Consider the following 14,384-nt stretch of genomic DNA (forward strand, 5'->3'; position numbering starts at 1 on the left):
GCGCCTTTAGGCGCTTTTAAAAGACCGCTTTGAGCGGTTAACAATCAAGCCCCCAGTTTCACTGGGGGTCATGACTTCGATTTTGACAACAGGCGGAATTTTGCTTGTTTTAAAAACCTATATGTTTAAAAAACACAAAAAAATTAGTGAGGAATAAATGACAAGTTCCCAAGCACCAAAAGAGATCTCCCGCCGCAAGTTCATGACAGTGGCAGGTGGCGCCGCAGGTCTGGCGGCAATGGCCGCCATGGGATTATCCCCGGACCGGGGAGAGTACAGTCCCAATATCTCTAAAGTTGATGTCAGCAAAATAACCTATAACGAAAACCAAGCGGATGTACTGATTATCGGCGGCGGAATGGCAGGAGTGTTTGCAGCTGTCAAGGCCCATGATGCCGGTTCCCGGGTTTTGATGGTTTCCAAGGGCAGGCTCGGCTCATCCGGGATGACACCGTTTGCCAAGGGGATTTTCGCCTATGACCCGGCAACGGCCAAAATGAGCCTTGATCAGTTCGTCGAAACGGTTTCCCGCTCTGCCCTGGGTACGAACAATCCCGTGTACACCCGGCAAATGGCGGAGCACTCCCTTGCCCGTGTCAATGAACTCAAAGAATGGGGCTTTTTTAAATCACCTCTTTACAACAAGAGCTTTAATAACCCCATCAAAGAAAGAAATATCCCTGTCAAAGAAAGAATCGTAATTACCCATCTCATCAAAGAAAAAGACCGAATTGCAGGTGCTGCAGGCTTCAGTCTGGATGAAGAAAAGGTTCATTTTTTCAAAGCCAAAAGTGTGATCTTATGCACCGGGGCCGGCGGTTTCAAGCCCAATGGCTTTCCGATTTGTGATCTCACCCACGACGGCAGTGTCATGGCCTATAATATTGGCGCCAAAGTGACCGGCAAGGAGTGGAACGACGGACATCCCGGAAAGGCAAAAAACGCTGCGGCCTGTTTTGACGGATGGGGGGATATGTTTGAACAAAAACCCGGCATAAATGGTGTGGAAGTCCGCCATGATTTGGGTGTGGATCTAAATTACAAAGCCTATATGTCCGGAAATCCAATTAAAATGGGCGGTCCCGGGCAAAAAGAAGGGAAGGCCGTAAAAGGTGGGCCGTATGTTCCCGAAGAATTCAAACAAAATGGCCCTCACCAGGGCGAACAGGGGCCCGGACCGGGTGGCACGCACAAGGAAGGTGGAGCACCTCCTGGAATGGCGGGAACACTCGTGGGCGGTTCTTCTGCAGGGATGGCTATCCACAAATCAGAGGGGTTGGTCCCCATCAACGAGAAGTGTGAATCAAACATCCCAGGCTTATACGCTGCCGGTGATGCATTAGGTTCCCATATGGCTGGGGCAATTTATACCCAGATAGGATCCTCATTGGCCGGTTCTGCGGTACAAGGTGCTGTCGCTGGTAAATCTGCTTCTGAATATTGCCAGGGCGTTGAAATGCCCATAATCTCAAAAGCCAAGATGAATGACGTGCAGGAAGAGATACTTGCACCTTTAAAGAGAGAGGCCGGTTATAGCCCTTCCTGGGTGACGCAGACGTTGCAAGGCATCATGATTCCTAATTTCATAATATACATAAAGAAAGAGAACCTTTTAAAAGCGGCACTGGCCTACGTTGAAGAGTTGAGAGATCATCACATGCCAATGCTTAGGGCTGCAGATTTACATGAATTACGGCTGGCTTTTGAAACCGCCAACATGATTATCAGTGCTGAAATGAAGCTCAAGGCATCACTCATGCGAAAAGAGAGCCGCTGCAGCCACTTTCGCCTGGATTATCCTGAGATGGACACCCAAAACTGGAATGCCTGGATCAATATCTATAAGAACAGTGACGGTTCAATGAAACTCGAAAAACAGTCTTTTGACAGCTGGCCGACGGCAAAGAGCTGAATGGCTTTCACGGAACCCATCCTGCATCCCCTGGAAACTGTTTAGAATGATCCAGAAACAAAAATATCTCAAAGATAAGGGGATGCTCGCCCTGCTGGCATTTATCAGTGCTTTTCCTCCGCTGTCAACGGACCTGTACCTGCCGGCGCTGCCCCAGATGAAAGAGATCCTGAACACAACACAATCCCAGGTGAATCTCACACTGAGTATGTTCTTTGTTTTTTATGCAATCGGCTTGCTGTTCTGGGGGCCCTTAAGTGAAAAGTACGGGCGAAAACCCATATTACTAATAGGTATGGTTATTTACACTATTTCCAGTATCATGTGCGGTTTTTCACAAAGTGTGGGCCAGTTGATAGTAGGACGAATCATTCAGGCCATTGGCGGAAGCGCTGCCACTGCCGTCTCTACAGCCATGGTAAAAGATTTATACAGCGGACGAAAGCGGGAAAAGGTTATGGCTATGGTCATGTCCATGGTGATTATCGCCCCGATTGTAGCACCGGTTATCGGTGCATTCCTGCTTGAGTATGTTTCATGGGAAGTCGTTTTCTTTGTATTGGCCGGAGTGGGGGCAACCGCCTTGATGGCTGGTGCGTTGCTGGAAGAAACCATAGACAATCGCTATACCGATTCCGTATGGCGCTCCTGGGGACGTCTTGCAGTCGTCCTGAAAAATCCGAATTTTTCAATCTTGCTTGCTATTTTCTCCACAATATCCATGTCCATCATGACCTTTCTTGCGGCCTCGTCCTTTATCTACATTAATGGCTTTGGCCTGAACGAACGTGAATTCAGCTATTTCCTTACCTTTAATGCTGTTTTCGCCATGATCGGCCCCATGCTGTATGTGAAATTATCCCGACATTTCAAATCCCAGGCAATCATCTCGGCTGGATTTCCTGTGTTCATTTTGTGTGGCATATCAGTTGCCACGGTCGGACATGTTTCCCCCTGGACGTTTGCATTATCTGCAGCCCTGGCGACCCTGATTGTAGATGGCATGCGAGTACCGGGAATCAACCTCATGCTTGAACAACAACAAAACGATACCGGTTCAGCTTCCGCTTTGATTAATTTCTTTGGGATGCTCCTGGGCAGTCTCGGAATGCATCTTGTTTCACTCAACCCCAATGACCTCATACTGGCTCTGGGCTGCATCCAGATCATGATTGGTCTGACCAGTGGGATTTTATGGTTCGTGATCCGGAACAGACCTTTTGTGCAGTATGCCTTTCAAGAGGGGTAATTGAAAAAAAAATAATGACAATATAACCAATATTTAAAGGGGACAGTATGAGTTCAACGCAGAATACAAATTTTTCTAACTGTAATCGCAGGGATTTTCTTAAGGCTGCAGGTATAGGTGCCGCCGCCATGGCTTTTCCCATGGGCCTGTTGAGGAACGCCAATGCAGCTTCAAACACTGACATGGGTCAGGAAATAGTTGAAACCGATGTCCTGATCATTGGCGGTGGGATTGCAGGTATTTTTGCTGCCTTAAAGGCAAAAGACCAGGGCCTGGATGTGACTATTGCAGACAAGGGAACTGTGGGCAGGTCAGGTCTCAGTCCGTGGTTTGGTGCTTACAATTATTATGATCCCGCCTCAAGCGGAACCAGGGCAAACTGGAGGGCCAAAAAATCCCATGGGGGTGAATACCTCACAAACATGGATTATGTGGATCTATTCATAGAGGAGTCACAGGCAAGGTATAAAGACATGGTGGCCATGGGTGCGGATAAGGCAAACCCCGGGGGCCATGTCGCCGTTCTAAAAGAAAAAGTCATGGAACGGGATATCAAACTTGTCGAAAGGACCATGATCACTGAACTGATCAAGAAGGATAACCGCATTACAGGCGCTGTTGGCTTTCCAATGGATGAGGACAAGGCCGTTGTCATTGGGGCCAAGGCCGTAATCCTTTGTGCCGGATCAGGTGCTTTTAAAACACCCGGTTTTCCCATAGGCTCGCTTACCCATGACGGAGACGCCATGGCATACAGGATCGGTGCCGAGATATCCGGTAAAGAGTTTATCGATTTCCACTGGACACACTGGGAAAACCCTGCCGCCTGCTACGATAACTGGAAGGGGGATCTGGGTCATGATCTGAATGTCAATACGTCGCCGGATGGGGGGCTGCCACCTCTTTCAAACGCTATAAGTGCCCATAACGGTCAGGTCCCACTGTTTATTAAAGGACCTGAGCCCGAAAAGGGGAAAAAACTTCCGCCAGGTTTAGCCGTCGGGCAGGCTCCCCCTGGGGTTCGCTCTGTTGAGCTGCCCATAGTAGGCGGTGCGACTGCTGGTATGGCACCCCATAAATCCGAAGGAATATTTCCTCAAAACGCGAAATTCGAATCAAATATTACAGGCCTTTTTGCCGCAGGCGATGCCCTTTGCACAGAAGGAGCCGCTTATCACGGCTTTGGCTCCTCTTCATCCAACTCGGCTGTTCAGGGGGCAAGGTCAGGTGTATATGCTGCAGAGTATGCCAAAAAATCCGGCAGAGTGAGTGTTACCGCCAGGGATATTAAAACCATCAAAAAACGGATATTTGAACCCCGGACAAGGAAACAGGGGTATTCTCCCGAATGGGTGACACAGGTTCTGCAGGGGATGATGGTTCCCTACTATGTACTTTATGTAAAAAAACAGGATAGACTTGAGGGTGCCCTTGCAAACCTATCTTTTCTGCGAGACCATTTCGCGCCCAACCTGATTGCAAATGATACCCATGAACTCAGGCTTGCCCATGAGGTCAAGAATATGCTGCTCAATGCTGAGATGAAGCTTAAGGCATCTCTTTTCAGGACAGAGAGCAGAGGCGCTCATTACCGGGAGGATTTTCCTGCCAGAGATGACAAAAACTGGCTGGCCTGGGTCATTATATCCAGGGATGGTGACACCATGAAACTTTCAAAGCGGTTGGTTCCTAATGCCTGGAAGCCTAAAGCCAGTCTGTCCTATAAAGCAAGATATGCAAACAGATTTCCCGGAGAAGAGGAATATCTGACAGGAAAATAACTCAGGTTGAAACAGATTATACAAAGGAGAAATTATAAAATGCCAGTAGAAAATATTGATAAAGACAAATGTATCGGCTGCGGCACCTGTATCGAGACTTGCCCCATGGATGTCTTACGTTTGGATGAAACCTCCGGCCAGTCTAAAATCGTCTATCCACAGGATTGTCAGATCTGTCATTTATGCAGGATATTTTGTCCGGAAGACGCAATAACAATATCGCCTGTAAAATATGTACGACCTATGGTCGGGTGGGGTTAACAACATTACCAAAAGGAAAAATAATGAAAACAACTCAAAAGACCTATGGTATGTCACGACGAAATTTTATGACTTTCGCGGGCGGAGCCATGGGATTTGCGACCATTGCTGCAACAGGGGTACCCATTGGCTGTGCATCCAGCAAATCGAAAGTGGAAGACACATCCCAACAGAGTGGCGCAGTTACTCCTGCCAATCAAGAAGGGATGTCGGTGAATCCTTATCCCGTAAATCCTTCCAGAATTTCGCCAAAAAGTTATGAACATAAAGGCGATTTTACTGTAATGACGGTAGGAACGGGATGTCCCGACACTATAGTTGGAAGATCAGGACCAAGTACGTTAGTACAGTATAAAGGTAACTATTTTCTTGTGGACATTGGTGCAGGAACCACCTTTAGATTGGTTGAAGCGGGTATTCATTTAGACCGTATTAAAAACATACTTATCACCCATATGCATACAGATCATACAGACGGTTATTCGAAGTTTATGGTTGAAAGCTGGACTCTGGGGAGAAGAGATACAGACATCTTTGGAGTAAAAGGTGTTAACGCACTACATAATATTTTTGCAACGGTTTTCCCTGAAGATATCAAATATCGTTTAGGAAAGACCGCTACAGTCGATGGTATGTATGAAAAAGTTAATATTACGGAGCTGGAAGGAGCGAACACGTTTACATTGGATGGTGTTGAAATCAGAACGCTTCCTACTATTCACGCAGTATATAATTTAGCCTATAGATTTGATGTAGACGGGAACTCCATTGTTGTATCCGGTGATACCTCTTATAGTGAAAATCTGATAACGCTTTCTAAAAATGCAGATATTTTAGTCGTTGATTCAGGAAGAGTTGTGAATAAGAGATATATGGGACCGGGTGAAATGAAACCGCCGCCGGGAGGTAAACAATCAGGACCGCCAGCAGCTGCTAATCCGGCAACATATGTGCCAAAGGAAGTACAAGGGAAAAGCCATGCATCGCTTGAAGATGTTGCAATCATGGCGGCAAAGGCAAATGTAAAGAAAATTGTTCTTACTCATTATCCTCCCTTTGAAGTGGATATAGAGACCACATTGAAACAATATAAACGGTTTTACAATGGCGAAGTAATATTTGGTCAGGATCTGTTGGAGGTAAAACCATAAAACAATATTTCCGGTCCCGCAGGGGCACTGAAACAACAGAACAAAATTTCTTTCATTGCAAAAAGAGAGAACATTCTACGATTAATTTTCTTAATAAAGAAAGCAAATAAAATGGAAAAAATAAAGCCCTATACGCTAATCCTTTCGGCTGTACTCTTGATCTCATTGAGCCTTCCGTTGAATGCTGATACCAAAGCAGGAGAACAAAGCATGGCGAATAATTCAGTATTTAATGAACCAACATATTCTATTTTGGATCCCCGCAGCAGGGCACCGGAAGTGAAATATCAGGGGTTGAATCCACGACTGAATACCCTGGATGGCAAAAAGGTAATGGTTGTGAATCTGCATGGGGGAAATGAGGAGGTAATGGAGGCGCTTGCCATAGACCTGCAGGCCGCTGTTCCTGCCAGTAATGTCGAGTATTATGCTGTAAAAGGTAAGTGGTCTACCCTTGAACCCGAGGACTGGACGAAAATGCTCTCAGGTGATGCCGTTATCCTGGGGCACAACTACTGAGGCGGCGCTGCTTTGCAGATGGGCCGAGTTGCGGCTCAATTGGAAAAAAAGGGCATGCCTGTTGTGCTGGAATCCTTTGATGATGAAGGCATTGTTACGACTGCCACCCAGGAATTTGTGAAAGAAGGTGTTCCAATGATACGTCAGGTTCTGACGCCTCATGACACGTCTCTAAAGAAGTTCCCTGATGAGTACACCCAGAAATTTATCGATGCACTTACCATGTCCTTGACAGATGAGGAAAAGAAATCAGGAATACATAAACCCTCGAAAAATGAAGGCATACTCACAACCGGAACCTATGATGAGATCAGTGAATTGCTGGAAGGTAAACTTGAAGGACATGCAACCATAGGGCCGATTGCAGAGATGACTGACGGCCTTCCGGTAGTACCTCCAACGGAGAGCAGGGTTGCTAAGATGCTGAAAGGTACGAGCCGTGATCCTGAAGAAATCATGGAGTTTGGTCGTGACGGCTTTATGAGCCATGGGTTATTTTATGCTACAGTCAAGAAGGTTGCGACGAATGCAGTGATGGCAGGTTGTAAACCGAAATATATGCCGGTGGTCCTTGCAATTGCAGAGTCTGGAGCCTGTGTTGGGTATCCCGGTGATTCCTCTTTTGGCCATATGTATATTGTAAGTGGTCCTATAGCTAAAGAGATTGGAATGAACTCAGGGTTCAACTACCTGGCCCCTGGCAATCCTGCCAATATGTCCCTGAAGCGTGCTGGAACGCTTATGGGTATCAACCTTGCCGGTACTGTTTTCGGTATCAACGTGCTTGAAAGAACCGGCCCGCTTCATTGGGGTACGATCTTTGCTGAAAATGAGGACACTCCATTTGAAGGTCTGAATGAACAATTTGGTTATGGTCCAGATGAGAATATCCTTCTATCATTCAGCGGTAAGGTTCAACTCCTGCCGTTTCAGAATATAGAAGTAAAGTCGGGAACCTCTCTTCATGAAGTTATGACAGGTACTCCGGAACATGCTGTGGCAGCCCTTAAAACCCTGACAAGTGTCAATGGCGCCCTGCTGACGCTGACACCTGATACCGCACGGTATTGGAAAGAGCATTACGGCTTTAAGACTATAGCGGATATCCAAGAGTACATGTACACCCATGTGACATGGAAGCAGGCAGACTGGGCAAAGAATTACTGGATTCAGATTCTGGGACGGGGAAAGCAGGAGACCCCTTTTTCTGATCAGGATAATCCGGCTGACTATCAGCTTGATAAAAGATCCTCTTCAGAGAGACTTTCCAAGCTTCCGGCTGATGCTGATGTTCCTAAATTTTCAAGCCCGAAAGCCATTACTGTCATTGTTGCAGGCGGGACAGGAGATGCATGGTCATGGGGCGGTGCCTTTGGAAGACCCATCGCTTATTCAATAGATAAATGGAAATAAGAGAGATGTTGTAATATTTCTTCCTGTGTTAGCCGGGAGGGTCCGGCACGAACAGATATTTACGGCATCCTTCATTTCCCGCTTTACACTTTCCAGATGCCGACTCCAATTTTTCGGGAACCTCCATTCAAAAAGTGTAAAGTACTTTTGGGATCATATGAAGGATGCCGTATTTACAATAACAAAGCCGCATAATATTTACCTTATGCGGCTTTGTTATACTTTTATAAGTGTGATCCTCCCCCAGAAAATTGGACACAGGGTTAAGCTACTTTTGAGCAAAATTATTGAATAGAAGAAGCGAGCCCTATGTCTATCATTGGTTACCCGATCCGATTTAGAATCAGTATTCAATAAAAAGAAGTATTGTGGGGGGGATCAGCTTAAATTTCACACTGCAGACTTTGAAGCGGTCAACCACAGGGAAGCCATTTTTTTTGTTGAGGATCTTGTCAATAAAAATGAGTTTCTGTCTGAATGGCAGATTAAATCGATTCACCAATTGATTTTGAAAAATATTGATGACAAAAATGCGGGTGTTTATAGAAAAACAAATGTCATCATCTCAGGTGCCGATTATGTTCCGCCCGATGCCCTGGATGTAGAAAGCTACATGCAACGTTTTATCAACTGGTATCAAACAGATGGGGCATCTCTCCATCAGGTGGAACGGGCGGCCCGTGTTTATGCTGATTTTGTGAAAATTCATCCTTTTGTGGACGGTAATGACAGAGCATCACGGCTTCTGATGAATTTGGAGCTTATGAAAAGCGGGTTCCCACCGGTTGTTCTGCCTGTGGAAAAGCGGTTGGAATATTACGAGACCCTGGATACAGCCCATACGAAAAATGATTATGAGCCATTCTTGACGCTTATTGCAAATATTGCGGAATCGGGATTCAAACCTTACTGGCATGCATTGGGGGTAACCCCATGACAGCTCCTCGATTTTGTCATTCCGGGCTGGGAGAAGATAAAACACAAACTCGAGGTAGGCATGTCATAAATTTAACGTTTCAATTGCGTCAAACATTCCTGTGCACCCTTATCCTTGCAGGCTGTCTCTCCTAACCAGCAAAGTGATTTTTATATATAGCGGCTCGGAGTAAAGGTCTGATGATAATGGCCATAAAGCAGGCTTTTCAAACAATTTATTGTCAGGATTGAATCCAATCCCTGATACCCTTTAAATCCGATGTATTCCAGTCATCTGAAATCCTTTTCTCGATGAATTTTAAAAACAGGGTGTCAATAACGTTGACAACCTTCATGATTAAAAAGGTTTTTTCAATAATCAGACCCTCTATTTCATCTTCTGATGCGGATGTGTCAATGGTTGGTGTTTTTAAACCGGTGATATTGAAGCTTTCTCCTTTGATGGAAAATTTATACTCTTCTTCGCCTATCCTGCAGATCAGATTTATATCTGTTACACATGCCCCTTTTTTAAGAGCTGTGGTCCCTTCTTCAAGACCGGCTTGATCACCTTTAATGGTAATTTTTTCCTTTGATTTATCGCCTAGGTTGTTTTCAAGACTTATGGAATTTCCAATCTCAAAGGTTACCGGATCTTTTGAATTTGACAGGGCTGTCATATCCTGGTCCGTTTCAACGAGGTACCAGATCCAGGTCAAAAATTCGTTGCCCAAAAATCCATATTTATTATAAGCAGTTGCTATATCTAACATCATGCACCTTTCATATTTAAGGGCGATAGCGCCAATACCCTGTCTTTTTTATCGCTTGAAAAACTGCCTAGTTTTTCCACTATTGTATAGGGAAATATCCTGATGGGTTTATGATCAAAGGATTTAAAAAACAGGGTTTCAAACAGTTCATTGGCTGCCTTCTGGGTGGAAAATAAGATTAAGCTTTTTTCTTCATAATCCCATAACACATCATAGATATTTGGAATAAAGGGTGTTTTATGCATTAGAATATCAATGATCATCTCCTTTATTTCAGCTTTTTCATTTTTTGAAATAAAGGGTCTGCCGCTTTCTTTCTTTTTTTTCTCTGTTTCAATGGCCATATGTTTCTGGATCAGTTTGGCCGGGATTGATTTTTTATCAATGCGCAGAGAAAAAGCAAAATAGGTGCCGAATAGAAATGAAGCGGATTGAAAGTCTGGTTTATAAGGGGTTTCAAGGGGGGTCCATCCGGCTGAAATTTCATCGTATTCATTTTCAATTTCAGGAATGGCGTTTTCAATCAGTCCCTGTCGGACACCTTCTGCAGTACCGTCAGGAAATTCACCGTCAATATGATAACGGCTGATGGAATGGGTGGACGAGATCAATCCCATATATACTCCTTTTTTTATAAAAATTTTTAGTGATAACCTTTATCATTCTTCCTGTTTTTCCTAACCAGCCATTATCTGAGTGGTAAGACAGAGTAATCAAATGAAATGTTATTACGAATAATGCCTAAGACAACCTGACCTCTTTCAATAGCAGGGGTTTTAACGCTCGGCAAGAGATGTTCTCTCTCTGTTTTCCAAATATCGTTTTCTGAGATAATCACTGCCGAAGATGAGGATAATCCCGAACCAGGCCAGAAAATAGATGGACAACGGAACCGGCCCGGTATTAAGGATTTTTTGTAGAGGCGGAAAATAGAGGGTGGCCCAGGAAAAGACCACCTGGATGATAATACCCAAAAGCATCAGCCTGTTTTTAAAAATTCCCCCATCAAGTCCGGAGCGCCTGGCAAAACGACGCCCCAAGAGATTGCCGATCTGCATCAGGAGAATGGTGGACAGGGCGATGCCCATGGCCGAGTGGTAGAGGGGATCAGTTGTAGCCAGATCCTCTCCGAACCGCCATCCTCCACTCGTCAGGACATAGAAAAAAAGTCCCAGAGACCAGAGACCTTCCAAGAGGCCAAGAAAAAGATAACTGTGCATAATCAGAGAGAGGGTAAGTAAGCCCTGCTCTCGAAGCCGGGGCGGTTGGTTCATGGTCTCGGAATCCGGCGGCTCCTGGCCCAGGGCCATGGAGGGGATAATGTCGGTGCCGAGATCAATAGAGAGAATCTGAATCACATTCAGAGCCAGGGGTACCGGTAGAAGAATATAGAGAAGATAAGGAAGGATTTCCGGGCCGTTACTTACCAGGACATAGTTGGTGAACTTCTTGATGTTCCCGAACACGGTCCGCCCTTCTTCAATGCCCGCAACAATAGAAGCAAAATTATCATCAAGAAGAATGATCTGAGCCGACTCCCTAGCCACATCTGTTCCCTGCCTCCCCATGGCAATGCCCACATCAGCGGCCTTGAGGGCCGGGGCATCGTTGACCCCATCCCCGGTCATGGCCACCACTTTTTCCATAGTTTTGAGGGCTGCGACAATTTTCATTTTCTGTTCCGGAGTCGTCCTGGCAAAGACTCTGGTTCCCTGACCGAGGCGCTCCATGAGCCCCGCTTCGGTCAGATGCTCCAAATCGGCACCGGTCATCAACATGACCGGGTCATCCTCCTGGGGAAGTATCCCTGCCTTGCGGGCGATGGCCTGAGCCGTATCCGGATGATCACCGGTGATAAGCAGGACATCGATCCCGGCGGTATGACATTTACGAACAGCCGCCGGAACCTCTTTGCGAAGAGGATCCTCGATGCCGATAAAACCAACAAGAACCAGCTCTTTTTCCAGAGCATCCTGAAGAGACGAAAAATCCTGCGCCCCTCCCTCCAGTTCCCGGCAGGCCAAAGCAATAACCCGCAAGCCCTGACCGGCCATTCCCCGCAGCACCTCTTCCGCCTGACCCAAAGCCCTTGCATCCACGGCCTCCTGGCCCTTTGCGCTGCGAACAGAGACAACTATCGGAGACAAGGCCTCAAAGGCCCCTTTAACTACAAAAAACCTTTTCCCGGCAACAGTCATGATACCAGCTGATCGTCTCTTCTCCACGTCAAAGGTGAAATAATGCTCAATCCGTTCCCGGAGCGCCTCCAGATCAGCACCCAGGATAGTTAACCGTTCGGCCACCGCCACATCCAATGGATCACCACTCAGGTGATCAATACCCCTGACCTCAGATGCAGCCAGGGCTAAGGTCAAAAGATCCAGCTGCTCCTGGTCGGCTAAAGGCCTGCCATGCAGGGGACTCAGCAGTTCGGTGATGGTGAGTTTGTTCTCAGTAAGAGTGCCTGTCTTGTCCGAACAGATAACATGTACCGCACCAAGCGCTTCCACCGCATTGAGACTTTTAACCAGGACGTTTTTTCTGGCCATGCGCAGACTACCCATGGCCAGAGAGAGGGTAAAGGTGGGCAAAAGTCCTTCCGGAACATTGGCCACGATGATCCCCATCATAAAAACCAGATTCACCCACAGCGGCCTACCTGTCACCATCCCATACATAAAAAAAGCAAACCCCATACTCACGGCTATGACGGTAAGGACCCGCACCATATGGGCAGTCTCCTGCTCCAGAGGCGAAGACGCCCGCTTAATCTCCTGCGAGAGATGAGCCAGTTTACCGAACTCGGTACGAAGACCGGTAGCAAAGACCACGGCCTTACCGCTGCCCCGGATAACCGTACAGCCGGCAAAGGCAATGTTGTTACTTTCAACCAGGCGACTCGAACTGGCCCCATGAACAAGTACACAGGGATTGGCCTCACCGGTGAGAGGTGCGTTATCGACCAGCAACCCTTCAGCCTCAACAACCCTGGCATCTGCCGTGATTTTGTCACCCTCGGCCAGGATGAGGAGATCACCGGGTACGATCTCTTCAGCAGGAACCTTGATGACCTGACCCTGACGCTGGACCTCAACCATCTGAGGCAGGAATTTCTTCAAGGCCTCCATGGCCCGTTCAGCCCGATATTCCTGGATAAAACTGAAAAAAGCGTTGAGCAGAGCCACAACAAATAGAGCCCAGCCCAGGAAATTCATACTCTCCCCTGGATTGAGACGATGGGCGACAACACAGATAATTGCCGAAACTATGAGGAGTATGGTAAAAAAATTGGTGAACTGCTTACCAAAATTGCGCAGCATTTTCCAGCGGTCAGGGATATCGAATGAATTTCTGCCCACATTGAGCAACCGCTCCTCCACCTCTTCGCCATGCAAGCCCTCGGGATTCGTTTCCAGAAGAGTATAGACCCGATCCGGCGCCAAATGTTGGATTTGTTTGCCCTGACTACTCATATCTTACGATAAATCCCCACATCACAAGGAGAACGCCTGAGGATCTGTTCAATTTTGTTGCCGTAGAAATAACGAGACGGCAGATTTCGGTCAGATGCACCCATTAAGATCATCTGAGCACGAGTGTTGCTGGCGTGAATAAGAATCTCCTTGGCCCAGTCATCAGAGAGAACCACCTTGGCATCCAAATAAATATTGTTCTCTCCCAACTGCTGACGAATCTCCTTCAGTACCCCGTTCACATAGGAATACCCCTTTGTCTTTAGGCTCTGGACAATGGTTACCGGCATATACTGAAACCACAGGGAGCTAACCAGCATGATCCGTAAAAGATGGAGTCGTTCCACTTCCGGTGCCAGGAGCATAAAAAAAGACATAGCGGCTTGAAACCCCCTGGGATGTCCGGAAAGGGGGAAAAGCAATTCACTGGGAGTTCCAAGGATGCCGGGCTTGACTACCCGGATAGCCATGACATTGAACTGTTTACGGCGCAGTAGCTTTTCAGAGATAGTGCCGGCCAGGAATCCCTTGTTCCGTGAGAAAATCCTGGCCCCGCACACACACAGACTCTCCCCCCCGGCCGGAATCGCCTGGAGCAGGGAATAAAAGACGTTTTTCTGCAGGGGCAAAATACGGCTGGTCATCCTTATCCCCCGGACCACAGATTCGGCTTCAATTGCCTCGATTTTCTTAGCAATTTTATCGGGAGAATAGATGTAATCCAGAATATGGATCAAGATGATCTGGAAATCCTGGCCGTTAGCCGCCATATTTAAGGCATAGCGAGCAACCCAATCGGCATTTATGGAACCGTCATAAGCCAGATAAATAGTCAATTTCATGGAGTTTACACCTGAATGAATTCGTCATTTCGGCAGATACCCCAGCCATGATACATCTCCCTTCGTTGAAAAATCAACAAAATAAAAGGCACTGC

12 protein-coding genes are annotated in these 14,384 nt (G+C 46.7%); 8 read left to right on the forward strand and 4 right to left on the reverse strand.

Features of this window, described 5'->3' with window-relative positions:
* The first annotated feature begins 157 nt into the window (after window positions 1-157).
* The 8 genes from EYB58_RS06445 (at window position 158) to EYB58_RS06480 (ending at window position 9,223) form a co-directional block, all read left to right on the forward strand.
* Window positions 158-1,912, forward strand: coding sequence for an FAD-dependent oxidoreductase (locus EYB58_RS06445; RefSeq protein WP_111960002.1), 1,755 nt, complete (start codon window positions 158-160; stop codon window positions 1,910-1,912).
* A gap of 46 nt (window positions 1,913-1,958) precedes the next feature.
* Window positions 1,959-3,161 (forward strand): multidrug effflux MFS transporter, encoded by a 1,203-nt coding sequence (locus EYB58_RS06450; RefSeq protein ID WP_111960003.1) that lies wholly within the window; start codon window positions 1,959-1,961, stop codon window positions 3,159-3,161.
* 47 nt (window positions 3,162-3,208) lie between these two features.
* Entirely contained in the window at window positions 3,209-4,942 is a 1,734-nt protein-coding gene (locus EYB58_RS06455) for an FAD-dependent oxidoreductase (RefSeq protein WP_111960005.1), read from the forward strand.
* Between the two features lie 39 nt (window positions 4,943-4,981).
* Window positions 4,982-5,203, forward strand: coding sequence for a 4Fe-4S dicluster domain-containing protein (locus EYB58_RS06460; RefSeq protein ID WP_111960030.1), 222 nt, complete (start codon window positions 4,982-4,984; stop codon window positions 5,201-5,203).
* 23 nt (window positions 5,204-5,226) lie between these two features.
* A complete protein-coding gene (locus EYB58_RS06465) occupies window positions 5,227-6,354 on the forward strand; it encodes an MBL fold metallo-hydrolase (protein ID WP_163354602.1) in 1,128 nt (375 codons plus the stop codon).
* Window positions 6,355-6,465: 111 nt separating this feature from the next.
* On the forward strand, window positions 6,466-6,873 hold the full coding sequence (locus EYB58_RS06470; protein WP_111960009.1) for a hypothetical protein: 408 nt from the start codon (window positions 6,466-6,468) through the stop codon (window positions 6,871-6,873).
* Between the two features lie 18 nt (window positions 6,874-6,891).
* On the forward strand, window positions 6,892-8,286 hold the full coding sequence (locus tag EYB58_RS06475) for a hypothetical protein (protein WP_111960011.1): 1,395 nt from the start codon (window positions 6,892-6,894) through the stop codon (window positions 8,284-8,286).
* A 319-nt stretch (window positions 8,287-8,605) separates the two neighbouring features.
* Window positions 8,606-9,223 (forward strand): Fic family protein, encoded by a 618-nt coding sequence (locus tag EYB58_RS06480; protein ID WP_207309137.1) that lies wholly within the window; start codon window positions 8,606-8,608, stop codon window positions 9,221-9,223.
* Between the two features lie 220 nt (window positions 9,224-9,443).
* Here the strand turns inward: EYB58_RS06480 and EYB58_RS06485 are convergent, their stop codons facing one another.
* From EYB58_RS06485 to EYB58_RS06500, 4 genes are all read right to left on the reverse strand, one after another.
* A complete protein-coding gene (locus EYB58_RS06485) occupies window positions 9,444-9,977 on the reverse strand; it encodes a hypothetical protein (RefSeq protein ID WP_306464122.1) in 534 nt (177 codons plus the stop codon).
* Complete coding sequence (gene rdgC, locus EYB58_RS06490; RefSeq protein WP_111960015.1) at window positions 9,974-10,591, reverse strand: recombination-associated protein RdgC; 618 nt, start codon at window positions 10,589-10,591, stop codon at window positions 9,974-9,976. The genes EYB58_RS06485 and rdgC overlap by 4 nt, the downstream gene beginning before the upstream one ends.
* Window positions 10,592-10,750: 159 nt before the next feature.
* Window positions 10,751-13,447, reverse strand: coding sequence for a cation-translocating P-type ATPase (locus EYB58_RS06495; RefSeq protein ID WP_111960017.1), 2,697 nt, complete (start codon window positions 13,445-13,447; stop codon window positions 10,751-10,753).
* Window positions 13,444-14,289, reverse strand: a complete 846-nt coding sequence (locus EYB58_RS06500) for a universal stress protein (protein WP_111960018.1) — start codon at window positions 14,287-14,289, stop codon at window positions 13,444-13,446. The genes EYB58_RS06495 and EYB58_RS06500 overlap by 4 nt, the downstream gene beginning before the upstream one ends.
* Window positions 14,290-14,384 lie beyond the last annotated feature (95 nt).

The organism is Desulfobacter hydrogenophilus, assembly GCF_004319545.1.
In the GTDB taxonomy this organism is placed as follows: Bacteria; Desulfobacterota; Desulfobacteria; order Desulfobacterales; family Desulfobacteraceae; genus Desulfobacter; species Desulfobacter hydrogenophilus.